The organism is Amycolatopsis sp. WAC 01376 (assembly GCF_003947415.1).
GTDB lineage: Bacteria > Actinomycetota > Actinomycetes > Mycobacteriales > Pseudonocardiaceae > Amycolatopsis.
Genome location: NZ_QHKL01000016.1, coordinates 1 through 24,306 on the forward strand (window position 1 = coordinate 1; position 24,306 = coordinate 24,306).

Annotated in this window: 21 protein-coding genes; 12 read left to right on the top strand and 9 right to left on the bottom strand. The window is 67.5% G+C overall.

Annotated features, from left to right (window positions below; all coding sequences use genetic code 11):
* Nucleotides 1-116 precede the first annotated feature (116 nt).
* Entirely contained in the window at nucleotides 117-1,376 is a 1,260-nt protein-coding gene (locus DMH03_RS41655) for an HNH endonuclease signature motif containing protein (RefSeq protein WP_125797499.1), read from the top strand.
* 625 nt (nucleotides 1,377-2,001) lie between these two features.
* Here DMH03_RS41655 and DMH03_RS41660 read toward each other — a convergent pair.
* A complete protein-coding gene (locus DMH03_RS41660; RefSeq protein ID WP_125797500.1) occupies nucleotides 2,002-2,214 on the bottom strand; it encodes a hypothetical protein in 213 nt (70 codons plus the stop codon).
* A gap of 15 nt (nucleotides 2,215-2,229) precedes the next feature.
* Here DMH03_RS41660 and DMH03_RS41665 point away from each other — a divergent pair, with 15 nt between their 5' ends.
* Nucleotides 2,230-2,601: a hypothetical protein gene (locus DMH03_RS41665; RefSeq protein WP_125797501.1), complete on the top strand. Its 372-nt coding sequence runs from the start codon at nucleotides 2,230-2,232 to the stop codon at nucleotides 2,599-2,601.
* Here DMH03_RS41665 and DMH03_RS41670 read toward each other — a convergent pair.
* Complete coding sequence (locus tag DMH03_RS41670; protein ID WP_233611956.1) at nucleotides 2,598-3,506, bottom strand: helix-turn-helix transcriptional regulator; 909 nt, start codon at nucleotides 3,504-3,506, stop codon at nucleotides 2,598-2,600. The genes DMH03_RS41665 and DMH03_RS41670 overlap by 4 nt on opposite strands.
* A 209-nt stretch (nucleotides 3,507-3,715) precedes the next feature.
* On the opposite strand from DMH03_RS41670, the gene DMH03_RS41675 reads away from it, so the two are divergent.
* Nucleotides 3,716-4,162, top strand: a complete 447-nt coding sequence (locus DMH03_RS41675) for a hypothetical protein (RefSeq protein WP_125797503.1) — start codon at nucleotides 3,716-3,718, stop codon at nucleotides 4,160-4,162.
* 38 nt (nucleotides 4,163-4,200) lie between these two features.
* A complete protein-coding gene (locus DMH03_RS41680) occupies nucleotides 4,201-5,214 on the top strand; it encodes a hypothetical protein (protein ID WP_125797504.1) in 1,014 nt (337 codons plus the stop codon).
* A gap of 35 nt (nucleotides 5,215-5,249) precedes the next feature.
* On the opposite strand, the gene DMH03_RS41685 is transcribed toward DMH03_RS41680, so the two are convergent.
* Nucleotides 5,250-5,846: a TetR/AcrR family transcriptional regulator gene (locus tag DMH03_RS41685; RefSeq protein ID WP_233611957.1), complete on the bottom strand. Its 597-nt coding sequence runs from the start codon at nucleotides 5,844-5,846 to the stop codon at nucleotides 5,250-5,252.
* A 113-nt stretch (nucleotides 5,847-5,959) separates the two neighbouring features.
* On the opposite strand from DMH03_RS41685, the gene DMH03_RS41690 reads away from it, so the two are divergent.
* The 3 genes from DMH03_RS41690 to DMH03_RS41700 are packed head-to-tail and all read left to right on the top strand — an operon-like array spanning nucleotide 5,960 to nucleotide 8,667.
* Entirely contained in the window at nucleotides 5,960-6,775 is an 816-nt protein-coding gene (locus DMH03_RS41690) for an oxidoreductase (RefSeq protein ID WP_125797505.1), read from the top strand.
* Nucleotides 6,776-6,802: 27 nt separating this feature from the next.
* The gene (locus DMH03_RS41695; protein WP_125797506.1) at nucleotides 6,803-7,828 is read left to right on the top strand and encodes an NADP-dependent oxidoreductase; all 1,026 of its coding nucleotides are present in this window, start codon (nucleotides 6,803-6,805) and stop codon (nucleotides 7,826-7,828) included.
* Nucleotides 7,825-8,667 (top strand): alpha/beta fold hydrolase, encoded by an 843-nt coding sequence (locus DMH03_RS41700; RefSeq protein WP_125797507.1) that lies wholly within the window; start codon nucleotides 7,825-7,827, stop codon nucleotides 8,665-8,667. Before DMH03_RS41695 ends, DMH03_RS41700 begins: the two co-directional genes overlap by 4 nt.
* Here the strand turns inward: DMH03_RS41700 and DMH03_RS41705 are convergent.
* Complete coding sequence (locus DMH03_RS41705) at nucleotides 8,664-9,509, bottom strand: metalloregulator ArsR/SmtB family transcription factor (RefSeq protein ID WP_125797508.1); 846 nt, start codon at nucleotides 9,507-9,509, stop codon at nucleotides 8,664-8,666. The genes DMH03_RS41700 and DMH03_RS41705 overlap by 4 nt on opposite strands.
* Before the next feature lie 102 nt (nucleotides 9,510-9,611).
* Between DMH03_RS41705 and DMH03_RS41710 the strand changes: the two genes are divergently transcribed.
* On the top strand, nucleotides 9,612-10,949 hold the full coding sequence (locus DMH03_RS41710) for an FAD-dependent oxidoreductase (RefSeq protein WP_125797509.1): 1,338 nt from the start codon (nucleotides 9,612-9,614) through the stop codon (nucleotides 10,947-10,949).
* A 268-nt stretch (nucleotides 10,950-11,217) separates the two neighbouring features.
* On the opposite strand, the gene arsB is transcribed toward DMH03_RS41710, so the two are convergent.
* Entirely contained in the window at nucleotides 11,218-12,297 is a 1,080-nt protein-coding gene (gene arsB, locus DMH03_RS41715; protein ID WP_125797510.1) for an ACR3 family arsenite efflux transporter, read from the bottom strand.
* A 33-nt stretch (nucleotides 12,298-12,330) separates the two neighbouring features.
* Entirely contained in the window at nucleotides 12,331-12,735 is a 405-nt protein-coding gene (locus tag DMH03_RS41720) for an arsenate reductase ArsC (protein WP_125797511.1), read from the bottom strand.
* Nucleotides 12,736-12,862: 127 nt separating this feature from the next.
* On the opposite strand from DMH03_RS41720, the gene DMH03_RS41725 reads away from it, so the two are divergent.
* Nucleotides 12,863-13,264 carry a helix-turn-helix transcriptional regulator gene (locus DMH03_RS41725; protein ID WP_199749238.1) on the top strand — a complete coding sequence of 134 codons (402 nt, stop codon included), beginning with the start codon at nucleotides 12,863-12,865 and terminating at the stop codon, nucleotides 13,262-13,264.
* Here DMH03_RS41725 and DMH03_RS41730 read toward each other — a convergent pair.
* Nucleotides 13,258-14,733, bottom strand: a complete 1,476-nt coding sequence (locus tag DMH03_RS41730) for a SulP family inorganic anion transporter (RefSeq protein ID WP_125797512.1) — start codon at nucleotides 14,731-14,733, stop codon at nucleotides 13,258-13,260. The two genes, DMH03_RS41725 and DMH03_RS41730, sit on opposite strands and share 7 nt — an antisense overlap.
* Nucleotides 14,734-14,969: 236 nt before the next feature.
* On the opposite strand from DMH03_RS41730, the gene DMH03_RS41735 reads away from it, so the two are divergent.
* On the top strand, nucleotides 14,970-16,583 hold the full coding sequence (locus tag DMH03_RS41735; protein WP_125797513.1) for a peptide chain release factor 3: 1,614 nt from the start codon (nucleotides 14,970-14,972) through the stop codon (nucleotides 16,581-16,583).
* 492 nt (nucleotides 16,584-17,075) lie between these two features.
* Here DMH03_RS41735 and DMH03_RS41740 read toward each other — a convergent pair whose 3' ends face one another.
* Both DMH03_RS41740 and DMH03_RS41745 read right to left on the bottom strand, forming a co-directional pair.
* Nucleotides 17,076-17,771, bottom strand: a complete 696-nt coding sequence (locus tag DMH03_RS41740) for a hypothetical protein (protein WP_125797514.1) — start codon at nucleotides 17,769-17,771, stop codon at nucleotides 17,076-17,078.
* 38 nt (nucleotides 17,772-17,809) lie between these two features.
* The gene (locus DMH03_RS41745) at nucleotides 17,810-20,797 is read right to left on the bottom strand and encodes a glycoside hydrolase family 3 protein (protein ID WP_233611961.1); all 2,988 of its coding nucleotides are present in this window, start codon (nucleotides 20,795-20,797) and stop codon (nucleotides 17,810-17,812) included.
* A gap of 253 nt (nucleotides 20,798-21,050) precedes the next feature.
* Here DMH03_RS41745 and DMH03_RS41750 point away from each other — a divergent pair, with 253 nt between their 5' ends.
* Together DMH03_RS41750 and DMH03_RS41755 are read left to right on the top strand one after the other, a co-directional pair.
* On the top strand, nucleotides 21,051-23,240 hold the full coding sequence (locus tag DMH03_RS41750) for a glycoside hydrolase family 3 C-terminal domain-containing protein (protein ID WP_233611964.1): 2,190 nt from the start codon (nucleotides 21,051-21,053) through the stop codon (nucleotides 23,238-23,240).
* 38 nt (nucleotides 23,241-23,278) lie between these two features.
* The gene (locus DMH03_RS41755) at nucleotides 23,279-24,286 is read left to right on the top strand and encodes a LacI family DNA-binding transcriptional regulator (protein WP_125797516.1); all 1,008 of its coding nucleotides are present in this window, start codon (nucleotides 23,279-23,281) and stop codon (nucleotides 24,284-24,286) included.
* The last annotated feature ends 20 nt before the right edge of the window (nucleotides 24,287-24,306 follow it).

Below are 24,306 nucleotides of genomic sequence, written 5' to 3' on the forward strand. Positions count from 1 at the left end.
TCCGCGACGCCATCACCGGAAACCCTTGGCTACCAACAAACATCAAAATAGCCTGAACAGTTACGTTGCTTAAAATTACGAACGCTTGTTCGATTGTTTTGCGGTATTCTTGAGGGGTGTCCGAGACTTTCCTTCCCGAGTTGCCGCAGGAACTGTGGCGCGCTGGCAAGCTGGAGCTTGCCCAGGGCGTGCAGCAGTCTTTGCAGGTGATCAGGATGGCCACCGCCGGATTAGGTCAGTTCTTGGCGGAGATCGAGTCTCGGGGCGTCAAAGACTTGTACGGCTATGGCCGCACGGATAAGTGGTTCGCCGATATAGCGGGATTGTCGGTCGGTGAGGCGCGTACGGTGGTGAATCGGGCCATCGCATTGAACCCGACCCGAGCGTTGGACGGCACCGAGGTTCCGCCTGTGGCTCCCGCGACCGCCGCGGTGGCGGCGGAGGGGTTGGTCGGGGATGAGCGGATCGACCAGATCCTGGACATCTTGAAGAACCTCCCGGCCGACACCTCCGCTGAGGATCGGGCCAGTGCGGAGAAGATCCTCGCCAACCTGGCCCCGAACGCCGGGCCACGACAGTTGGTGGACGCCGAAGCGAAACTGCTGGGCTGGCTGGACCCCGACGGCAACGAACCCAAGGAACCCGAACCCAAGGAACCGCGCCGCGAGATCACCCTGGAGCGCCGCAAAGACGGTTACTGGAAACTCACCGGCTTGCTCGACGATGAGACCGGTGCCCGCACCGCGGCGGCTTTGGAGGCGCACGCGGCGCCGCGGCCGGTGGACGAATTCGGCCAAGCCGATCTGCGGATGAAGTGCGAACGCATGGGTGATGCCTGGGTCGACATCCTGGATCTGGCCATCGCCTGCCCGGACCAGCCGGGTACCAGCGGCTACCGCACTCTGCTGCATGTCACCATCGGACTCGACGCACTCAAAACCGGTCTCGGCACCGCGTGCCTCGACTTCGTCGGGACCATGACCGCCCGCGAGGCCCGACTGGCGGCCTGCGACTGCCTGATGCTCCCGGTCGTCATGAGCGCCGCCGGTGAACCCCTCGATGTCGGGCGGCTGCGACGGTTCGTCACCCCCGGCCAGCGACGCGCGTTGAACATCCGGGATGGCGGCTGCGCGTTCCCCGGCTGTCATCGGCGGCCCAAGAACTGCCACGCACACCATATTCATCACTGGGCAGACGGAGGCCCTACGGACCTCCGGAATCTCGTGCTGCTCTGCGGCTTCCACCATCGACTGATCCACCACGGTGATTGGCAAGTCCGGATGGCCGCCGATGGGTTACCGGAGTTCATCCCACCCCAATACCGAGATCCACTCCGAAAACCCCGCCGCAACACCCTCCACCGCATCACCGCTTGATCCGAGGAGCCCGTGGGCCACACCGGCGACGGGCCCCTCGGCATGCCCAGCGGACAACCCTGCGCCAAGGGAGCGTGTTCTGGCAGCCCCTTGCTCACGCACCTACTCGCGACCTGCGGCACCCTCATCTCACGACAGGATTCCGACTTGGAGATGGCGAGCCTCCCGAGCGAGACGCCCCTGTGTGACTACCGGTACCGCTGAGACCCGTGGGGACGTTCCCGTTCCGTGAAGGCCTCCTTGAGGGACTCTGGGTCCCTCAAGGAGGCCTTCACGGAACGACGATCAGGAACCTAGCCAGCAGAAAGCCCTGACAGGACCGGTCACAGCACAACCGTGTGGATTTCGGCTCATCCAACGCACCAAAATCCACACAGTCGCCACTCTCCACACGGCCGAGCCCGCCAGCCATGCCTGCACCTCAAGCAAACCATCCCGCAAGTATCGCCTGATGACCCTGCTGGCCGCCGGCATCGCCGTCGCGACGACGATGGTCGCGCCCGCGACCGCTGTGGCCGCGCCAAACTGCACGTCGGATCTGTGCCTGTGGTCGCGCCGACTACACCGGCACGAAGAGCTCGGCGGGCTACTTCGACAAGAACACCCACTGCTACCCGGACAAGCACTACAACTCCGCGGTCAGCCGCACCGGGTACAGCATCCGGATGTACAACGGCTCCTCGTGCAACGGCCCGTCATTCGTGCTCGGCCCGGGCAAGCAGGTCGCGAAGACCCAGTTCGTGGTGCACAGCTTCCGCCGCGCCTGATCGAAGGGCCGCGCGGCTCCCTCGGTGTCACGTTTCCGGCGGCTCTCTCGTCCGACCGGGGACACGTCCATCGAAGGAGAACCTCAATGCCGAAACCGTTGCGCGTCGCGATCGTCGTGCAGACCCTCGCCGTCTTCCTCACCCCGATCACGGCGGGGCTCCTGCTGACCGTGCCGTACGGCCACGCACTGCACAGCGCCACGTCTTACACGCTGTTCGTCGTGGCGGTGCTGCACGTGCTCACCGCGGTTCTCGTCTGGCGACCGGGCGGCGGCTCCCCCAAGCCGATCGTGCCCGCGGCCGTGTTCCTCGCGCTCACGCTGACCCAGGTGTTCCTGGGGTTGGCGCACGTGACGGCCGTCCACGTTCCGCTCGGTGTCGTGCTGTTCGGCTTCAGCCTCATCCAGCTGGACCGTATTCGGCCCGCTCGGGAAACCGCCGTGCGCTCCGCGTACTAGCGGCCTTCTTCCAGCAGACCCGCCGCCTGGGGGGTCCGCTGGTACAACACGTAGCGCCCGTCTCGGGCCTTGGTGACGAGGCGCGCCCGGTGCAGCGCGGCGAGATGGTAGGAGACGGTGCCGGGCGCGTATCCGAGCCGGGCGGCGAGTTCCGTGGTGGATCGGGCGGTTTCGAGGTCCGCCAGCAGGGCCGCTCGGGCGTTGCCGAGCACTTGCGCGATCGTTTCGGACCGACGGTCCCGGACAGTGCCGATCCCCTGGGCCGGGTAGTAGAGGACGAACTGCCCGGGGGTGTCGACCTGGATGATGACGTCGGGCCAGTTGAGCACGCCGGGCGCGAAGACCAGATCCCGGCCGGTGACGTCGATTTCGCCGTCCCACGATTTGGCGACGGTGACGGCGTCGCCCGCCCAGGCGATGTCGGGGTGGAGCGCTCCGAGCGCCCGGCCGATGCCGTGGGTGGCGATGGCCGTCGCGCGGTGGGCGATGTCCTGGTCGATGATCGAGCGCAGTTCGGGCCAGCCCTCGGCGAGGGCGTCCCGCCAGAACCGGGCGAAGCCGTTGGCGAGACGTCGCTGCATCCGCCCCGATTCCGCGATCCGGCGGGTCGTGGCGAGCAACGGCCTGTTCCAGTGGGTGCGGGTGAAGGTGAAGATCTGGGTTTCGAGGTCTTCCTGCGGCACGGCTTCGATCCGCGCGATCTGCTCGTCGAGCACGTCACGATGCTGCGCGCCGGTCCCCGGCTGCGGGGTGAGCAGGTCGGGTGCATAGGTGTCGCCGTCCTGTGGCAACAGATCCGCGAGCAGAGCGACGTCGGGATGGGCGAGTGCCGAGCGGGCGAGCGGCCCGGGATCTCCGAACACCGGATGCCGTCCCGACGCGGCGGTGAGTTTCAGCCACGCCATGGACTCCGCCGCGGGAGAAGGGGCCAACCGCGTTCTGGACACCGTGTCGGCATCTACACGTAGCGTGAGCACCACCTCGACGGTAGCAGGATTTGAACCGGCTCGAATCCTTTCCGGCCCGAGGTCCGCGTGGGGTTGAGTGATGGAGCCGGACAACGGCGGCAACGTTCTTTCGCATCCGATACCCGAAGAACCTGGGAGTGGTCGTCATGTTGAGGCTCAAGCACAAGGCCGGCGCGGTCGTGGCGGTGGCGGCGTCGGTCGCCGGAATGGTGTTCGCGGCTGCGCCCGCCTCCGCCACCGTCGCCGCGTATCCCACCAGCGACTTCTCGATCGAGGTCGGGGCGAGCTACTACAAAGGCACGGTCACCTGGTACAACCGCTCGGTCAGCGTCAACGGAGCGTTCAAGGCCTCCGGATGCCGCCGGGTGTACGCGGAGGCCATCGCGGGCACCAGATGGCTCGACTGGCAGAGTTCCAGCACCTGGTGCGACGAATCCGGACCGGCGCCCCTTCACCTCAACGCCGACGTCGACGGCGGGGCCACCAAGGTCAATGTCTGGATGACCACCGAAAACGCCTCCAAGGGCCTCGAATACTTCGTCTGCACTCGCGGCTACAGCTTGTGCGCCGGTCCTTATGTGGGAATGCCGTGACGAATCCAGAACGGAAAGCACCGATGAGGAGATCCCCTTTGAACGTCCGCACCTTGGCCGCGACGGCGGTGTTCGCACTGATCGCCTGTCTGCTGGCCGCCACACCGGCACAGGCGGCGACTTCCGCCACCTTCACCCCGCAAACGATTCTGGCGCCCGGGCTCCCGGCGGGAGGCGGGGTCGACCAGAACGTCACTCCCGTCGGCACCATCTCGCTGAACATGACCGCCACGCAAACCGCGTACGTGGTCTCGAAAATGCGAGTCAACAACGCCACCATCCGCAGCCTCTTCGACAACGAGGTCGTCTGCCGGGGTCCGGGCGGCTGGAGCAAGAACATGGTGATCGGGCAGAACGTCTACGACGTGAACTCCGGCTCCCCGTTGCAGGACGCGACGCTCTACACCCGTTTCCTCGTCCACCCCGGCGTCGCCGGCACGGTGACCTGCACCGCGAACGTGCGGGGTAATTCGCTCAACGCCAACGACGCCACCTACCGCTTGGTCAGCGGGTACATCACGTTCGCCGACACCTCGGTCACCAACGCCACCGACGGGCAGCCGGTGCAGTCCAGCGTGAGCGCGGCGGGCGCGCCCCTCAACTCCGGTGCCCCGGTGGTGCGGCAGCCCGCGCTCGACTATTTCGACCTGCCGTCGACCGTGCAGGGCCTGAACGTGGTCGGCGATGTCGAACTGCAGGTCTGCGTGCCGAACACGCCGTGCGACAAGCAGAAGACGGCCTTGGTGAAGTTCACGCTCTTCATCAACCAATGGAAGTCGGACGGCACACTCTGCAAGACCGACAGCAGTGTCGAGGTCACGCACGACGTGCCGTACTGGGTGCACCACAAGTACGTGCCGCTCAACAAGCCGGACTTCACGGTCAGCAAGGCGCCGGGCTGCGTCCCCCGGTTCAACGCCTACGTCAAGGCCGAGTGGCTGGGCGGCGAGACCGCCGGCATCCAGGGGACGGCGCTCAGGCTCACCGACTCGCGCGGCTCGACGACCACGCATGCCTCCGACATGAGCCACGCGTACGTCCTGCCGTACTGATCACTTCCACCTGAAACCTGGGCAGTGCGGTGCACTCAGTGCGCCGCACTGTCCAGTGCCATCAAGGCGTTTCGCACGCCCTGCTCGAGGATGTCGTCGGCGAGTTTCCGGTCGGACAGCGCGCGGGAGAGCTGAAGAGTCCCGACCAGTGAGGCGTAGACGCTGAGGACCTTGACGCGCGCCGACGCCGGATCGTGCGGCGCCAGCCGGGCGGCGATGTCGTCGATGAACGCGAGCACGCTGTCGGTGTAGGCCTGTTTGGTCGGATCGGTGCACCGGGTGATCTCGTCGAGCAGGGCCGCGGACGGGCAGCCTCCCTCGGGATTGTCGCGATGCTCGGGCGAGAGGTACTCGCGCACCATCTGCTCGATTCCGGCGCGGCCGGGCGCGATCGAGTCGAGCCACTCGCGCTGTTCGCGCAACTGTTCGGAGACCGCGGTGGCGACCAGGTCCTCCTTGGATTCGAAGTGCGCGTAGAAGGCGCCGTTGGTCAGCCCGGCGTCCTTCATGAGCGTGGCCACCCCGGAGCCGTCGATGCCGTCGCGTTTGAACCGGCGGCCCGCCGTCTCGACGATCCGGCGCCGCGTCTCCAGCTTGTGCTCTTTCCCGTACCGCACCACGCGCTTCTCCACTCGCCGCGACCGTCACCCATGTTAGTACGATCATAATCCAAATCAGGCCGAACTCTTGCGTCGGGACTCAACCCGTGCTTATGGTATTACGACCATAATCTAAAGGAGTGGCCATGACAACGACCAAGCCGGTGGCGCTGGTGACCGGCGCATCGTCCGGTATCGGCAAGGCGGCCACGCTCGCCCTCTCCGACGCCGGTTTCCGCGTGATCGGCACGAGCCGCGACACCTCGCGGGCCACGGCCGTCGAGGGCGTCACGTTGCTCGACCTCGACGTGACGAGCGACGATTCGGTCGCCTCCGTGGTCCAGGAGGTGATCGCCCGCTTCGGACGTATCGACGTCCTGGTCAACAACGCCGGTGTGGGCGCGAACGGCGCCGCCGAGGAGATCTCCGCCGACCAGGCGCGGCGGGTCTTCGACGTCAACGTCTTCGGCCTCATACGCATGACCAGGGCAGTCCTGCCGCGGATGCGCGAACAGAGTGGCGGCCGCATCGTCAACGTCTCGTCCGTCGGGGGTTTCGTGCCCAACCCGTTCATGGCCGTGTACGTCTCGACCAAGCACGCGGTCGAGGGCTATTCCGAGTCGTTGGACCACGAAGTCCGCGAACACGGCGTGCGGGTGCTGCGCGTCCAGCCCGGCCCCGTCAACACCCCGTTCGACGCCAACGTGGTGCAGGCCGACGCCCCACTGGAGGTCTACGCGCACCAACGGGGTGTCTTCGAGGACGTGATGCGGGAGTCGATGCGCGGCGGTGAAGATCCCGCCGCCGTCGCCAAGGTGATCGTCGCGGCGGCCACCGACGCGAAGCCGAAGTCGCGGTACCTCGCCGGCTCGACCGCCGCCCGCGTCGCCGTACTCCGCCGCGTCGCGCCTGCCCGCGTCTTCGACCGGGGTGTCCGCAAGCTCAACCGGATGACCGGCTGACATTTTCCGTACGGGGAAAGGCAAGCCATGAAGGCATTCATCGTCGACCGCTACGGAAGCAGTGACGGCAACGTCCGGGCGGCCGAAATGCCGGAGCCCGACGTCGGCCCGCACGACGTACTGGTCCGCATCCACGCCGCGGGGGTCAACGCCCTCGACCTCAAGATCAGGGACGGCGAGTTCAAGCTCATCCTCCCCTACCGTCCGCCGTTCATCCTGGGCAACGACGTGGCGGGAGTCGTGGTCCGGGTCGGCGCATTGGTGCGGAAGTTCCAGGCGGGCGACGAGGTCTACGCACGTCCGGACAAGGACCGGATCGGCACCTTCGCGGAGTTCATCGCCGTCCACGAGAACGATCTGGCGATCAAACCGAAGCAGCTGACGATGGAACAAGCCGCCTCGATTCCGCTGGTCGGTTTGACGGCTTGGCAGGCGCTGGTCGAAATCGCCGACGTGCGGCCGGGGCAGAAGGTCCTCGTCCACGCGGGCTCCGGCGGCGTGGGGACGTTCGCGATCCAGCTGGCGAAACATCTCGGCGCCACCGTGGCCACGACCGCCGGCACGGCCAACGTCGATCTGGTCGAACGCCTCGGCGCGGACATCGTCGTCGATTACCGGCAGGAGGACTTCGAGTCCGTCCTGCGGGATTACGACGTGGTGCTCAACAGCCTGGACGACAAGACACTCAAGAAGTCCCTGACCGTGCTGAAACCCGGCGGAAAGCTCATCTCGATCTCCGGCCCTCCGGATCCCGCCTTCGCGCGGGAGCTCGGCAAGCCGTGGATCCTGCGGCCGGTGACGCGGGTGCTGAGCCACCGGATCCGGAAAGCCGCCCGCCGCCGCCAAGTCGCCTACTCGTTCCTCTTCATGCGGGCGAACGGCGCTCAGCTGAGCGAAATCACCTCGCTCGTCGACTCCGCCGTGATCAAGCCGGTCATCGACCGGGTGTTCCCTTTCGAAGCGACCAAAGAGGCCCTGGCGTACGTCCAAAAAGGACGTGCCAAGGGCAAGGTCGTCATCGCCGTCCGAGAGAACCAGAAGGAGACGTCATGACCGTGCTCGCCGGCTACCGGAACGCACCGACCAAGACCATCGACGTCGGCGGAACGACCTTCGCCTACCGCCGGCTCGGCCCGGAGCACGGCACTCCGGTGATCTTCCTCAATCACCTGGCCGCGGTGCTGGACAACTGGGACCCACGGGTCGTCGACGGCATCGCGGCGAAGCGCCCCGTGATCACCTTCGACAACCGCGGAATCGGTGCCTCGCAAGGTAAAACACCGCGCTCGGTGGCGGAGATGGCACGCGACGCCATCGCCTTCATCCGGGCATCGGGCCACGACGAGGTCGATCTGCTCGGCTTCTCGCTGGGCGGTTTCGTCGCCCAGGTGATCGCCGAAGAAGAACCGCGGCTCGTCCGCAGAATGATCCTCGCCGGCACCGGCCCTGCCGGGGGCGCGGGCATCGACAAAGTCACTCCGATCACCCTCCTCGACACGCTGAAAGCCGCCCTGACCTTCAAGGACCCGAAGGAGTACCTGTTCTTCACCCGCACGGCCGACGGCAAGGCGAAAGCGCGTCAGTTCGTGAACCGGCTGAAGGAACGCACCGAAGACCGCGACAAGCCCATCTCCGTCACGGCTTTCCGCAACCAGCTCAAGGCGATCCACCGCTGGGGACGCCGGCGGCCGTCGGATCTGACGGTGATCCGGCAGCCGGTCCTGGTGGCCAACGGTGACCAGGACCGGATGGTGCCGAGCCGCAATTCCGCCGACCTGGCCCGGCGGCTGCCGAACGGCCGGCTCGTCCTCTACCCCGATGCCGGGCACGGCGGCATCTTCCAGTACCACGCGGAGTTCGTCGACGAAGCCCTGAGGTTCCTCGACGCCTAGTTGACGGGGCTGCGGCGTTCGAGGAAGACGGTGTCGTGCCAGACGCCGTCGCGCTGGGCGATGCGTTCTCGGATGCCGACAGTGCGGTAACCGGCGCTGTGGTGCAGGGCGATGCCGGCCCGGTTGTCGGTGAAGATCGAGGTCTGCAAGGTCCACAACCCGGCCGCGTCAGCCTCAGTGACCTGCTTGAAGAGCAGCGCTTTCCCGACTCCGCGTCCGCGATGGTTTTCGGCGACGTAGACCGATGTCTCGGCGACTCCTTGGTAGCACTCGCGCTCCGAGACCGGGGTGGCCGCCGTCCAGCCGGCGACCTGCCCGTCGATCTCGGCGACCCACCGATGCCCGGTCAGCCATTTCGCGTCGAGAGCTTTCCTAGTCGGGACTTCGGTTTCGAAGGTGGCGAACCCGGTCGCGATGCCTTCACCGTAGATCCGGCGGACCGCGTCCCAAGCGTCGTCGCGAAGGGCTCGGATGGTGACGTCCTCCGGCACGTTGTCCGGGCAGCACGGACGCGGCGCGAGCAGGCCCATCACCGCGTCGGCCGCGTGCGGGAGACCGCTGCAGCACGCCTGGTTGATCGTCACGACCGTGGCCGTGCCCTCTTTCCGCAGGTGAACGAAACCCACGTCAGCCAGTTTCCGTACGTGGTGGGAGCAGGTGGACTGACTGGTCCCGAGGATTTCGGTGAGCGCGCCGACGGTCAGGCCGCGGGGCGAGGTCGCGACGGCGTGCAGCAGCTTCACCCGCGTCGGCTCGGCCAGACAGGCGAACCACCCGGCATAGGTCGCGGCTTCGGGCTCAGGCAGGAGACCGGCGAGGGGAACGGGTACGACCGTCGTCATGCGACCCAGTATCGACCAGAATCGATGGTTGCGTCAATCGACGACGGTCGATACATTCCCTGCATCGGTTCAATCGAGCCGGATCGATGAAAGGTGCATGGGATGAACGAGCTGCCTGTCGTGGTGATCGGAGCGGGACCGGTGGGGCTGGCGGCCGCCGCCGAACTGGTGGAGCGGGGTTTCGAGCCACTGGTGCTGGAGCGTGGCGCGCGGGCCGGAGCGGATGTGGCCGAGTGGAACCACGTGCGGTTGTTCTCACCGTGGTCCGAACTCGTCGCCCCCGCGGCCGGGCGGCTGCTGGAGAAGACCGGCTGGACCCGGCCCGACGGCGAGACGTATCCGACGGGTTCGGAGTGGGCCGGCCTGTATTTGCGCCCGCTCGCCGCGGCGCTCGGTGACCGGGTGCGTTTCGGCGCCGAGGTGATCGGGGTGGCACGCCGAGGACGCGACCGGGTCGTGGACAGCGGCCGGGACGAAGAACCGTTCACGGTCCACGTTCGCGCCGCCGACGGCTCGGAAGAGCGCGTCACCGCCCGGGCGGTGGTCGACGCCTCCGGGACCTGGTCGACGCCGAATCCCCTTGGCGGCGAAGGACTTCCCGCCGTCGGCGAACGGTCGGCGGCGGACCGGATCGCCTACCGCGTCCCGGACCTGGGCGACGAGACCGTGCGGGCACGGTATGCGGGCAAGCATGTGGTGGTCGCGGGCAGCGGGCATTCGGCGTTGACGGCGTTGGTCGCGTTGTCCGGCCTGGCGGACGACGGCACGCGGATCAGCTGGGTGCTCCGCCGCGGCGCGGTCGGCAACACCTTCGGCGGCGGCGACGCCGACCAGCTCCCGGCGCGGGGCGCGCTCGGCCTGCGGGCGCGGGCGGCGGTCGAGTCCGGGCAGATCACGGTGGTGACCGGGTTCCGCACCGACGTCGTCGAACGCGACACCGGCGGACGGCTGACCTTGATCTCCTCTGGCGGACAGCGGATCGAGCAGGTCGACGAGGTCGTGACCCTGTCCGGTTTCCGGCCCGACCTGACCTGGCTGTCGGAGATCCGGCTCGAGCTGGACCCGACGTTGCAGGCACCGGTCGCGCTCGCGCCGCTGATCGACCCGAACGTCCACTCGTGCGGAACCGTGTATCCGCACGGCGCCAAGGAACTCGCGCATCCGGAGAAGGACTTCTACCTGGCCGGGATGAAGAGCTACGGCCGCGCGCCGACCTTCCTGGCGATGACCGGCTACGAGCAGGTGCGCAGCATCGCCGCCCAGCTGGCCGGAGACCACGAGGCGGCCGCGCGAGTCGAATTGCGGATGGCCGAGACCGGCGTCTGCGGCGGCGCCGGCCTGTTCGACGAGCCGGACGACGCACCGGCCGCCGGTGGCTGCTGCGCGACACCGGAGCCGGAAGTCCTCACCCTGTCCGCGCCATCGGCCGCCGTGCGCTGACCCGGTCACCCGTCGTCGGCGTCCAGCGAGGTCTGGATGCCGGCGACCGCGGCCCGCGCGGTCATGCCGACACCGATGATCGTGACAGTGGGGCGGAACCCGTGCACCAGATGACCGCGTCGGCGTGCTGACGGGTGCCGTCTGTCCTCACAGGACCCCCGCACCCGTCGGCTGACGGAGCTACGCCACCTTTGCCCTACCCCTCAATAACAGCCCGCGGCGAGGCCGGCCTGTCCCCCGCCGATGACCACTACCCGCGCGGCTCCGGTCACTCCGCGGTCCAGCGTTTCCGCAGCCAGAGGCTCACATAGACCAGCGCGACCAGCACGGGCACCTCGATCAGCGGCCCGACCACCCCGGCGAGCGCCTGCCCCGACGTCACGCCGAAGACGCCGATGGCGACGGCGATCGCGAGCTCGAAGTTGTTGCCCGCGGCCGTGAACGCCAGTGTCGTGGTGCGCTCGTACGACAGACCCGAAGCCTTGCCCAGCAGATAGCCGCCGACCCACATGATCGCGAAGTACACCAGCAGCGGCAGCGCGATCCGGGCGACGTCGAACGGGCGGGAGGTGATGTTGTCACCTTGCAGGGCGAACAGGATCACGATGGTGAACAACAGGCCGTAGAGCGCGATCGGACCGATCTTCGGCAGGAACTTGCCCTCGTACCAGTCGCGGCCCTTGCTCCGCTCCCCGATGCGGCGGGAAAGGTATCCGGCGGCGAGCGGGATACCGAGGAAGATGACGACGCTGAGCGCGATCTCCCACGGCGAGAAGTCGACGCTGGTGGTGTCGAGACCGAGCCATCCCGGAAGCAGGTCGAGGTAGAACCAGCCGAGCACGCCGAACATGATCACCTGGAAGACCGAGTTCAGCGCGACCAGCACCGCCGCCGCCTCGCGGTCACCGCAGGCGAGGTCGTTCCAGATGATCACCATCGCGATGCAGCGGGCGAGACCGACGATGATCAGCCCGGTCCGGTACTCGGGCAGATCGGGCAACATCAGCCACGCCAGCGCGAACATCAGCGCCGGACCGAGAATCCAGTTCAGCACCAAGGAAAGCACCATCGTGCGCTTGTCCTTGGTCACGGTGTCGAGCTTGTCGTAGCGGACCTTCGCCAGCACCGGGTACATCATCAGCAGCAGCCCGAGCGCGATCGGCAGCGACACCTGCCCGATCTTCACCGCGTCCAGCACACCCTGCAGACCGGGGATCACGCTGCCCAACAGCAGTCCTGCCCCCATCGCGACGATGATCCAGACCGGGAGAAACCGGTCCAGAAAGGACAGTTTGTGCAGGACGTCGGCATCGGCCGGGGAACCGGCCTTGTCGGCGGTTTGAGTCACGGGCTGGTCTCCAGAAAGTGTGGAAGGTGAGGGTCAGGCGTCGAGGATTTCGGCGACCAGGCCGCGGACCCGTCGGTCGATCTCGTCGCGGATCGGGCGAACGGCCTCCACGCCCTGACCGGCCGGGTCCTCCAGCGGCCAGTCGAGATACCGCTTGCCGGGGAACACCGGGCAGGTGTCGCCGCAACCCATGGTGATCACCACATCGGAGGCTTCGACGTCCTCTGTGGACAGTTTGCTCGGCACCTCGGCGGTGATGTCCAGGCCCCATTCGGCCAGCGCCGCGGCGGCGGCCGGGTTCACCTTCTCCGCGGGCTCGGAACCCGCGGACCGGACGGCGATGCGCCCGAGGGAGTAGTGCTGCAACAACGCGGCGGCCATCTGCGAGCGGCCGGCGTTGTGCACGCAGACGAACAACACCTCGGGCGTGCGGGTCATACCCGTTTCCTTTCGCCGGTCCCTGACTGAATCGAAGTATGCCGATGCAATTGAAGAGCTTGGATCGAGCTTTGTCAATTCAGTGGGTAAGGTGGCTTCTGCGGACGTCAGCAGCGAAGGAGGCCCCGTGGCGAGCGAGAACGGCCGTACCCGGAAACCGGTCGCGGTGACCCTGCTGATGGCCGAACCCGCCGCGGTCGTCGACCCCGGCGACGCCGAGGCGGCGGCGAAGCTCTTCAAGGCGCTGTCGGACCCGGTGCGGATCCGTCTGCTGTCGCTGGTGCGGTACTCCCCCGGCGGCGAGGCGTGCTTCTGCGACCTGGCCGAGGAGTTCGACATGCCCCAGCCGTCGCTCAGCCATCACCTGCGTGTGCTGGTCTCCGCCGGCATCCTCGAGCGGGAGCGGCGCGGCACCTGGAGCTGGTACACCGTCGTCCCCGAACCGCTCGAAACCCTCGAAAGCCTGCTCCGCTCAGGCGGCCCGCTCGCCGATCGACCGGCCCGTCTCTCCGGGACGGCATGTCAGTGACCGCCGGAGAGTTTCGCGTGCATGCGGGCACTGTGCTTGTTCAGCCCGACGATCTCGACGGCCTTGCCCCGTGACTCGTATTTGGTGCTGATCGCGTCGAGTGCGGCGACGGTGGAGGCGTCCCAGATATGGGCGTCCGTGAGGTCGATGACGACCCTCTCCGGGTCGTTCGCGTAGTCGAACTGGTAGACCAGGTCGTTGCTGGACGCGAAGAACAGCTCGCCGGTGACGGCGTACACGACCTGGGTGCCGTCCGGATCGACCACGGCGGTCACCTCGACCAGGTGCGCGACCCGGCGCGCGAAGATCACCATCGCGGTGATCGAGCCGACCACCACGCCGATGGCGAGGTTGCCGGTGGCCACCACGACGGCCACGGTGACGACCATGACGATGATCTCGCCCCACGGCATCCGCCTGAGCGTGGCCGGGGAGACACTGTGCCAGTCGAAGGTGCCGAACGCGACCAGCACCATCACGGCCACCAGGGCCGCCATCGGGATCTGTGAGACCAGCGGACCGAAGACGATGCACAGGATCATCAGGAACGCCCCGGCCAGGAACGTCGACAAGCGGGTCCGGGCACCGGCGGTCTTCACGTTGATCATGGTCTGACCGATCATCGCGCAGCCACCCATGCCACCGAAGAAGCCGGTCACGATGTTCGCGACGCCTTGTCCGATCGCCTCACGGGTCTTGTTGGAACGCGTGTCGGTGATGTCGTCGACCAGCTTCGCGGTCATCAACGACTCCATCAGCCCCACCAGCGCGAACGCCAGCGCGTACGGCGCGAGCAACGCGAGCGTGCCGAACGTGAACGGCACCTCCGGAACGCCGGGCGACGGCAGCGACGACGGCAGCGCGCCCTTGTCCCCCACGGTCGGAACCGCGATACCGGCGGCGATCGTCAGCACCGTCAAGGCCACGATGGACACCAGCGGCGCCGGAACCACCTTGGTCAGCTTCGGGAACAGCACCATGAGCACGAGCCCACCGGCGAACAGCGGGTACACCGGCCACGGCACGTCGATCAGCTCCGGCACCTGCGCCAGGAAGATCAAGATCGCCAGCGCGTTGACGAACCCGACCATCACGCTGCGCGGCACGAACCGCATCAGCTTGGCCACGCCCAGCGAGCCGAGCACGATCTGGAACAGGCCACCCAGGATCACCGTGGCGATCAGGTAGCTCAGCCCGTGCTCACGGGCCAGTGGCGCGACCACGAGCGCGATCGCCCCGGTCGCGGCGGAGATCATCGCCGACCGTCCGCCCACGATCGAGATCACCACCGCCATGGTGAACGACGCGAACAGCCCGACGCTCGGGTCCACACCCGCGATGATCGAGAAGGAGATCGCCTCCGGGATCAACGCGAGCGCGACCACGAGACCGGCGAGGATTTCGGTACGGGCGACCTTGGGCGACAACCACGACGGGCGCGTGAACAACCGGGTCACGAGACTCGACACAGACCGACGACCTGACCTCTCTAGCGCGATCACTGCCACGGCGCGCTGAAAGCTTGATGAGCACTGAACGTTAGTCGAGCGAATCACCGCGGGACCGAACCTCCCCCGCCGAATGAGGCCGTGATCACGTCGGCGGCCACGGCGGCCGGGCAACCCCGGTTTCGGACGAGGAAGGCCGGTGAGGTGAACTGGACCCAGCGGCAGACGCTGATGATCGCAGTCCGGAGGAGTCGAGTGTGACGGCAGGCAACACAGTCCAGGCCGAACGGCCCGAGGTGATCGCCGAGGCGAGCCGTCGCCGGACGTTCGCCGTCATCAGCCACCCCGACGCCGGCAAGTCGACGCTGACCGAGGCGCTGGCGCTCCACGCCCAGGTGATCTCGCAGGCCGGCGCCGTGCACGGCAAGGCGGGACGACGCGGGGTGACCTCGGACTGGATGGAGATGGAACGCGCACGCGGGATCTCCATCACCTCCGCCGCGCTGCAGTTCGTCTACGGCGACACCGTGATCAACCTGCTGGACACGCCGGGGCACGCGGACTTCTCCGAAGACACCTACCGGGTCCTCTCGGCCGTCGACTCCGCCGTCATGCTGCTCGACGCCGCCAAGGGCCTGGAGCCGCAGACACTGAAGCTGTTCGACGTCTGCCGCTACCGCGGGATCCCGGTGATCACCTTCATCAACAAGTGGGACCGGCCGGGCCGGGAAGCCCTGCAGTTGTGCGACGAGCTCACCGACCGGATCGGCCTGCAACCCATGCCGCTGACCTGGCCGGTCGGGACGGCCGGACACCTGCGCGGCGTCCTCGACGTCTCGAACGGGGAGTTCGTCCGCTACCTGCCCACCGCGCACGGGACGACCCTCGCACTGGACGAGCGTCTCGGCGCCCAGGAGGCGGAGGCCGACCTCGGCGCCGACTGGACACAGGCCCAGGAGGAATCGGAACTCCTGCGTGCCGCCGACGGCGAGTTCGACGCGTCCCGTTTCTTCGCCGCCACCGCGACCCCGGTGCTGTTCGGCGCGGCCGTCCGCAACTTCGGCGTCCGCCACTTGCTGGACCTGCTGGTCGAACTCGCGCCGCGGCCCGCCCCGCGCGCCGACGCCGAGAGCCGGATCCGTGCCTTGGACGCGCCGTTCTCGGCGTTCGTGTTCAAGGTCCAGACCGGAATGGACCCCGCGCACCGCGACCAGGTGGCGTTCGCCCGCGTGTGCTCCGGGGTGTTCGAACGCGGCATGGTCGTCACCAACGCCACCACCGGCAAACCCTTCGCCACCAAATACGTGCAGCAGGTGTTCGGCCAGCAACGCTCCACAGTGGACACTGCCTATCCGGGGGACGTCATCGGACTGGTCAACGCCACCGCGCTGCGGGTCGGCGACACGCTGCACGCCGGCAAGCCCGCCGTGCGGTTCCCCGGCCTGCCCAGCTTCGCCCCCGCTCACTTCGCCGTCGCCCGGCCCACCGATCTCGGCCGCGCCAAGCAGTTCCGCAAGGGTGTCGAGCAGCTCGGCGCGGAGGGCGTGGTCCAGGTACTGCGCTCGGACCTGCGCGGTGACGCCGCACCGGTGTTCGCCGCGGTCGGGCCGATGCAGTTCGAGGTCGCCGCCCACCGCATGGCCGCCGAGTTCGGCTCACCGATCCGGCTGGACCATCTCTCCTACCAGGTGGCCCGGCGCCTCGCCGACCCCAGCCAGCGCCCCCTCGTGGACAAGGGCCGCAACAGCGAGGTCCTCACCCGCCTCGACGGCGCCGACCTGGCCCTCTTCGCCGACGAACTGGCCCTGCGGCTCGTGATGCGCGCGAATCCCGACCTGGCGCTGGAGCCCTTGGTGGCCGAAGGCGGCTGATCGACGCCGGCCGGTGGCGGGGGGCTAGTGTCCTGCATCGGAAGTTCGCGCCGTAAATCCGTATCGATATCCGGCCGTTTCGCGCCTAGTCCAGGGGTCATGGGCTCTTGACCGTCCACAAGGGACGCCGGGCAGGCAATAGTGTCCATTTTGGGTACATTGCGCGGGGGTCGTGAGTGGTAAGTGTCGTTCTAACGACACTTACCACTCACGACCCCACCGAAAACCGCACATTTATCCACAAGCCGGACATATCGCCGCCCGAAAGTGTCCCTTATGGACACTCAAGACGGGGCCGGCTCCCGTGGCCGGTCCGGAACCTCACCATGAAGGCATCCTGGCTACCTTGAAGTCAGCGAAATGCAGCCTTCGGCACCACGTCGAATCACCACCCGAACTTCCGACTCGGGACACTAGTCAGGGCGCCTTCACCCTGGATCCACGGTGGCGAGCCCGTTCATCAGGGTGGCGGGCGGCCCACTCGCTGGCCGATCAGGACGACGAAACGGAGTAACTGTTCGACGAGAAGTTCATCCCGCCGCCGGCCGACGTGATCTCGAAGCCGAACTGCACTTCACCGACCGTCACGTCGCCGTACCAGCCCCGGTTCTTGATCCAGTTCAGCACGGCGAGCACGTCGACCGAACCCGCGTTCGTGTTGGAGGTGCGCAGGAACGAGAACACCGCGTTGGCACCGTTGCTCCCCCGGTAGACGTCCCAGGTGTGGCCGCCGACGGAGACCGTGGTCTCCTTCGAGCCGATCGCGCCCACCGCGCCCTGCTTGTTCATCCACAGCATGATCTCGTAGGCGTTGTTGTTCGCCCAGATGTCGTACGCCGTCGCGTAGGCGCCGCCACCCGGCCTGGACACGTTGAAGCTGCTGGAAAGGCTCCGCAGTCCGCTCAACTGGCGGCCGACGTTCTTCGCCGAATGCGGATACGACTTCACCCCACCGGTGTTCGGGTGGTTCGCCCAAACGCCGAAGTTGCTGGAGGAGTTCGCCCAGATCGACTGCGGGCCGGCGCCTCCGCCCCAGACGTTGTTGCGGACGGTGTAGCCGCCGTTCGACCAGGTCCCCCACTTGTCCGAAGAGCTCCAGGTGGCGGCCTGCGCCGTCCCTCCCAGCACCAGTGTGGCGACCAACGCCAGGACGACACTGCCCATCAAGGATCGTGTTTGCCTACGCATAGCCGGGTTCCTTCCGTGTCTTTTCACCAAATGGACCGCTACCGCAGAGAAAACGTGCTGATTCTCGAATCGGAGGTGAAGACGAGGTAGACGTCGTGCCGTCCACTCAGTCCGGACAATGTCGTGGTGGTCGTCGAGTAGGTGTACTTGTCGCCGGTACTGGCGATCCGAGCGGTTCCGGCCAGTCGGCCGCGCGGGCCGCCGAGCCGGATTTCCACAGTGGACTTTCCTGCTTCGGCGCGAGCCGTTTTGGCGGTGAATGTCCTTGCCCCGGAACGGAAGTCCACGTCGCTGAAGCGCAGCCAGTCTCCCGCGCCGACACCGACCGCGTCGCCGCGGACCTTGCTTTCGTCGACCAGTTCGACACCCGAGTAGTCGTCGAAGTCGATCGCCCTGGTGTCCCGGGTCAGGTCGCGCGGCGGGATCTGCTCCCCACGCACGGGGAGTACCGAGCGCAGCCGGATGTCGGACGCGGACGCGCCGACCATCACGTCGTGGACGGACGATTCCAGCACCCATTTGCCCCGGGTGACGTCCCAATGCCGGAGGTCGGGCACCGACAGGCGCACCGTCTTTGTCTGCCCCGGCTCCAGGCGCACCCGCTCGAAGTCACGAAGCCGCTGATTCGGCTGTTTGTCGCGGGAGACGAGCTGATGGGTGTACAGCTGCACCACCTCGTCGCCGGCACGTTTCCCGGTGTTGGTCACCTTCACCGTCGCTTCGAACGTCCCTTGTGGACCCGGCTTGCCGAGGCGCAGGTCGCTGTAGCGGAAGTTCGTGTAGGACAGGCCGTGTCCGAAGGCGTAGAGCGGATCACCGGTGAAGTACTGGTAGGTGCTGCCGCGTTTCATGATGTCATAGTCGAGGATGTCCGGGAGTTCGGCGTCCGAGCGGTACCAGGTCTGGGTGAGGCGGCCCGCCGGGTTCACGTCGCCGTACAGCACGTCGGCGAGCGCGTTGCCGGTCTCCTGACCGGCGTGTGAGGTCCACACGATCGCCGGGATGTTCTCCTGCTCCCAGTTCAAGGTCGTCGGATAGCTGTTCTCCACCACCACGACGGTGTTCGGATTCGCCGCGCGCACGGCCTTGATCAGCTCGCTCTGGCTCGCCGCCAGCGCCGTCGAGGTGCGGTCGTGGTCTTCCCTGCCGTTGATGAACGGCATGCTGCCCACGACCACGACCGCCGTTTCGGCCGATCGCGCCGCCTTCACCGCGCTTTCGATGCCCGAGGTGAGCTGCTCCTTGCGGAACTTGGTCGCTCCCGCCGCGTTCGGCGAGCCCAAGATCAGCGTGCCGTCGGCGGCGACGGTGAGGTAGCTGTTCGGCCCGTCCCAGTCGTTCGGGAGCTCGTAACCCGCGTACCTGATCACGACCGTCCCGTCACCCGCGTCCTCCAGTTCGAACTGCTGGTGGACGAACCAGTCCCGCGGCTGCGGTGCCTGGTTGAGGAACGGACTGGTGGCATCGGCGAGATTCTGGCGCTCGACGTACTTCCCGTTCGCGACACTGCGCAAGGTCAGCACGCCGTCGCCCCACTCGAAGGCGTCGAACTGTTCCGTGGCCCCGATGCTGGTGGCACCGGTCTTGAGCACCGCGCCAGCATCGCCCGCGCCACCGCTGAGGTACTTGCCGGTGGTGGCGTCACGCAAGGCGATCCTGTCGACGGCCTCGGTGTCGGTGACCTGTGCCCCGCCGCCGAGCCGCGCGCGGATCCCGTCCAGCGGGGTCACCTTGTACGGCAGTCCGCCGGAGTACCAGTCGGTGTACAGGGTCTTCTCCAGCGGCCCGATGACCGCGACCCCGCGCTTCGGGTCCAGCGGGAGGGCGCCGCGGTCGTTCTTCAGCAGCACCATGGCCTCGCCCGCCGACTTGCGGGCGAGCTGCCGGTGCGCCGGACTGTTGACCACGTCCTTGCCGATCTTGGCGTACGGGCCGCCGTCCGGATCGAAGTCGCCGAGCCGGAAGCGCACGCTCAGGACGTGCTTCACCGCCTTGTCGATGTCGGCCTCGGCGAGCGATCCCTTGGCGAGCGCGGACGTGATGATCTTGATGGTGGGGCCGGGATTTTGATTGTCGACGGTGAAGCCGTCGAGACCCGCTTTGAGCGTGGCCGCGAAGCCTTCCTCGTTGGTCCCGTAGTACTTCTCGGAGCCTGTCAGGTTGTACGGGGCGGACGCGTCGCTGACGTTGTAGAGCGTCTTGCCGGTCCAGGTCCGCACGACGTCGTCGAGATCGGGGTTGACCGTCGCGGGCCTTCCGTTGACGAGGTTGTACGACCCCATCACGCCGGTCGCCGCGTCGGCCGCGATGGCCGGTTTGAACGCCTGCTCGTCGTATTCGCGCAGCACTCGCGGGCGCAGGTTGGACGACGTGGTGTCGCGGCGGATCTCGTTGTTGTTGGCCAGGTAGTGCTTCAGTACCGGAGCGGTTTTGAGATACTCCGGATGGTCGCCGGCCATCCCCTTGCCGTACGCCGTCGAGATGGCCCCGGTCAGCAGCGGATCTTCGGAGTACCCCTCCTCGTTGCGTCCCCATCGCGGATCACGCAGCAGGTTCACCACCGGCGCCCACAGCTGAAGCCCCCAGAATCCGGGATCCTGCGAGTGGTAACCCCGTGCCTCGTCACCGACGACCGAGCCGACCTGTTTGATCAACGCCGGATCCCAGGTCGAAGCGAGCCCGATCGCCTGGGGGAAGACCGTGGCGTTCGCGGTCACGACGGCGCCGTTCGTGCGCTCCGTCGTCCAGCCGAGACCGTGGAGCGCTTCGGTTCCTGTTTTGAATTCGGGGATGCCCAGCCGCGGGATCGCCGGCTGGAACTGGTGCAGCAACGACACCTTCTCCGCGAGGGTCAGCCGCCCCACCAGATCGTCCACCCGCGTGGCCAGCGGAAGGCCCGGATCGCGGAACGGAAGAGCGTTCAGCTCGTCCGCGACCGCGGGTGAGGCGAGGCCCAGCACCAGGGCGATCGTCGTGGCGACCATACCCATCCGGCGCGGGCGGACAAGGAGAGCTGCTCTGCTCATGAAGACTCCATCGCGAGGTAATCGAAGCGCTTCGACGAAACGGGGCGGCGATATTCGGCGGGTTTCGTGCGGTGGTGATCGTGGGGCGATCGAGCGAGAGATTCGATTGTCGAAACGATTCGACAGTCGCGTTAAGGCGATGTTAGCGGACAGGACACGACGAGACAATGCTCGCCCGGCCGTCCCGTGCCGACGGCGTATCCGTCTGGCACTCTCGAACACAGTGGACAGTTCCCAGCCGGAAGGAATCCCGTTGACCTCCCAGATCGAACCCACCGGCCTCACGCTCGAACAGAAGGCGTCACTGCTGTCCGGCCGCGACTTCTGGCACACCGAGGCGATCGAGGCCGCGGGGATCCCGTCGATCCTGCTCTCCGACGGCCCACACGGCCTGCGACGGCAGGACAGCGAGGCCGACAATCTCGGCGTGCACGACAGCGTGTCCGCCACGTGTTTCCCGCCGTCGGTCGCGGTGGGTTCCAGCTGGGATCCCGAGGTCGCCGCGCGGATCGGCGCGGCCATCGGCAGGGAAGCCCGCGCGGCCGGGGTCTCGGTGGTACTCGGCCCGGGCGTGAACATCAAGCGGTCCCCGTTGTGCGGCCGCAACTTCGAGTACTACTCCGAAGACCCGTTGCTGAGCGGGGTGCTCGCCAGCGCCTACGTGCGGGCCATGCAGTCCGAAGGCGCGGGTGCGTCGGTGAAGCATTTCGCGGCCAACAACCAGGAGACCGACCGGATGCGGGTCAGCGTGGAGGTCGACGAGCGGACCCTGCGCGAGATCTACTTCCCGGCGTTCGAACGCGTCGTGACCGAAGCGCGTCCCGCGACGGTGATGTGCTCGTACAACCGGGTCAACGGCGTCTACGCCGCCCAGAACCGCCGTCTGCTCACCGACGTCCTGCGTGACGAATGGGGTTTCGACGGCGCCGCCGTCTCGGACTGGGGCGCGGTGAACGACCGGGTCGCCGCGCTCGCGGCCGGGCTGGACCTCGAGATGCCGGGCACCGGCGGCAGCGGCGACGCCGAGATCGTGGCGGCGGTCCGGAGCGGAGAACTGGACGAGGCCGTCGTCGACCGGAGTGTCCGCCGCGTTCTCGCCCTCACCGGCCGGGCGTTGCCGCCGAGCGGCGACGTGGACCCCGACGAGCAGCACCGGGTGGCGAAAGAGGTCGCCGCCGACTGCGCCGTCCTGCTGAAGAACGACCGGGACACGCTCCCCCTGGCCACGCAAACCGCGGTGGCGGTCGTCGGCGAGTTCGCCGCGAACCCCCGCTTCCAGGGCGGCGGGAGCTCCCACGTCAATCCCACCCGGGTCGACACCGCGCTCGACGCGATCCGGGCACTCGGCGAATCCGTGACTTACGCGAGCGACCTTGCCGGCAACGCCGTCGAGATCGCCCGTGAGGCGGACGTCGCGGTGGTCTTCGCCGGACTGGGCGAAAGGGACGAATCCGAGGGCTTCGACCGGGACACCATCGACCTTCCCGCGGCACAGGTCGAGCTCATCAAGGCGGTCGCGGCGGCGAGCAGGCGCACCGTGGTCGTCCTCTCCCACGGCGGCGTGGTGTCACTGGAGGGCTGGCACGACGACGTCGACGCCATTCTCGACGGCTGGCTGCTCGGCCAGGCAGGCGGCAGCGCGCTCGCCGACCTCCTGTTCGGCGTCACCAACCCGTCGGGGCATCTCGCCGAGAGCATCCCGTTGCGTTTGCAGGACAACCCCAGCTATCTCAACTTCCCCGGCGAGTCGGGCCACGTCCGGTACGGCGAAGGGGTCATGGTCGGTTATCGCTACTACGAAACCGCCGAGGTCGCTGTCCGGTACCCCTTCGGCCACGGCTTGTCCTACACGACCTTCGAAACCGGCGAACTGACGGTCACGGCGACGGGCGACGACTCCGCCACCGTCGCGGTGAACGTCACCAACACCGGAACCCGCGCCGGTAAACACGTCGTCCAGGTCTACGTCGCCACCGGCGCGGCTCCCGTCCGCAGCCCGGCACGGGAGCTCCGCGCGTTCGCCAAGATCTCGCTCGAACCAGGCGAGACCCGGCGGGTCGAGCTGGCCCTCGATCGCCGCGCTTTCGCCTGGTACGACATCGAACTGAGCCGATGGGTGGTCTCGCCCGGCGACTACACCGTCCAGATCGGCCGGAGCGCCGCGCACATCGTCGCCGAAGCGCCCATCACGCTGGCCGGCGACGTCATCATCCCGGTCCTGTCCATCGACTCGACGGTCGAGGAGTGGTTCGGTCACCCGATCGTGGGTCCGAAGCTCGGCGAGCTGCTCGCCGGACAGAGCAACCGGGTTGAGAGCAGCGTGGACTGGATGCGCATGGTCGCTTCGATGCCGATGCGCCAGTTCACCAAACTCATGGCCTACCGGGGTGTCGAGCTGCCGACTGACGCCTTGCCGCGGTTGATCGAGCTGAGCAAGGGCTGAACCCGTCGAATCGATTCGACTCCCTCTATCATCGGCTGATGGTCACCATCGCAGACGTCGCCCGGGCGGCCGGGGTTTCCCCGAGCACCGTGTCCTACGTGCTGTCCGGACGGCGTTCGATCTCGGAGGACACCCGCCGCCGCGTCCAGCACAGCATCAGCGAACTCGGTTACCACCCGAACGCGGGCGCCCGCGCGCTGGCCAGCAGCCGCACCAACGTGCTCGCGCTCGTCGTCCCGCTGCGGACGGACCTGAACGTCCCGGTGGTCATGCAGTTCGTCGCGGCCACCGTCACCGAGGCACGCACCTACGACCACGACGTCCTCCTGCTGACCAAGAACGAAGGCCCGGACGGTCTGCGCCGGATCGCCGCGTCCGCCATCGCGGACGCGCTGATCGTGATGGACGTCGAGACCTCCGAGCCCCGCCTCCCGGTGCTGAGATCCTTGCACCGGCCGGTGGTGTTGATCGGGGTTCCCTCCGACCCCGGCGATCTGACCTGCGTCGATCTCGACTTCACCGCCGCCGGCGCCGCAAGCGTCACGCATCTGGCGGACCTCGGCCATCGCGAGGTCGCGCTGATCGGCCCCTCCCCCGCGGTCTACAAACGCGGCACGAGCTACGCGGGACGTTTCCTGCGCGGCTTCCGCCAGACGGCCACGAAACGCAAGGTGCGCGCCGGCTCGTTCCCCTGCGCGCCTTCCTACGACGCGCTGCGTGACTGCCTCGACGACGTGTTCGCCAAACACCCCGGCGTCACCGGGCTGGTCGTGCACAACGAGGCCATCCTCGGCCCGTTGCTGTCCGAACTGAACCGTCGCGGCAAGCAGGTCCCCCAGGACATCTCGGTACTGGCCGTCTGCCCGGAGGACATGGCCGAGGCGCAGTCCGTCCAGCTCACGTCGATCGCCATCCCCGCCGCCGAACTCGGCAGCCTCGCCGTCGAGATGGCGATGCGCCGTCTCGACGACGGAGGCCAGGCCGAGGTCCGGTTGCTGTCGCCCCGCTTGACCGAACGGGGCAGCACCGGCCCGGCCCCTTCCTAGGTGCTGCGTGCCGTGCGCCC

Coding starts and splice junctions, on each gene's coding strand:
- DMH03_RS41705 (WP_125797508.1), bottom strand. CDS start 9,509: ATGACGACGGTCGTACCCGTTCCCCTCGCCGGTCTCCTGCCTGAGCCC.
- DMH03_RS41745 (WP_233611961.1), bottom strand. CDS start 20,797: ATGAGCAGAGCAGCTCTCCTTGTCCGCCCGCGCCGGATGGGTATGGTC.
- DMH03_RS41695 (WP_125797506.1), top strand. CDS start 6,803: ATGAAGGCATTCATCGTCGACCGCTACGGAAGCAGTGACGGCAACGTC.
- DMH03_RS41670 (WP_233611956.1), bottom strand. CDS start 3,506: ATGGCGTGGCTGAAACTCACCGCCGCGTCGGGACGGCATCCGGTGTTC.
- DMH03_RS41720 (WP_125797511.1), bottom strand. CDS start 12,735: ATGACCCGCACGCCCGAGGTGTTGTTCGTCTGCGTGCACAACGCCGGC.
- DMH03_RS41755 (WP_125797516.1), top strand. CDS start 23,279: ATGGTCACCATCGCAGACGTCGCCCGGGCGGCCGGGGTTTCCCCGAGC.
- DMH03_RS41690 (WP_125797505.1), top strand. CDS start 5,960: ATGACAACGACCAAGCCGGTGGCGCTGGTGACCGGCGCATCGTCCGGT.
- DMH03_RS41660 (WP_125797500.1), bottom strand. CDS start 2,214: ATGGACGTGTCCCCGGTCGGACGAGAGAGCCGCCGGAAACGTGACACC.
- DMH03_RS41700 (WP_125797507.1), top strand. CDS start 7,825: ATGACCGTGCTCGCCGGCTACCGGAACGCACCGACCAAGACCATCGAC.
- DMH03_RS41665 (WP_125797501.1), top strand. CDS start 2,230: ATGCCGAAACCGTTGCGCGTCGCGATCGTCGTGCAGACCCTCGCCGTC.
- DMH03_RS41740 (WP_125797514.1), bottom strand. CDS start 17,771: ATGCGTAGGCAAACACGATCCTTGATGGGCAGTGTCGTCCTGGCGTTG.
- DMH03_RS41710 (WP_125797509.1), top strand. CDS start 9,612: ATGAACGAGCTGCCTGTCGTGGTGATCGGAGCGGGACCGGTGGGGCTG.
- DMH03_RS41675 (WP_125797503.1), top strand. CDS start 3,716: ATGTTGAGGCTCAAGCACAAGGCCGGCGCGGTCGTGGCGGTGGCGGCG.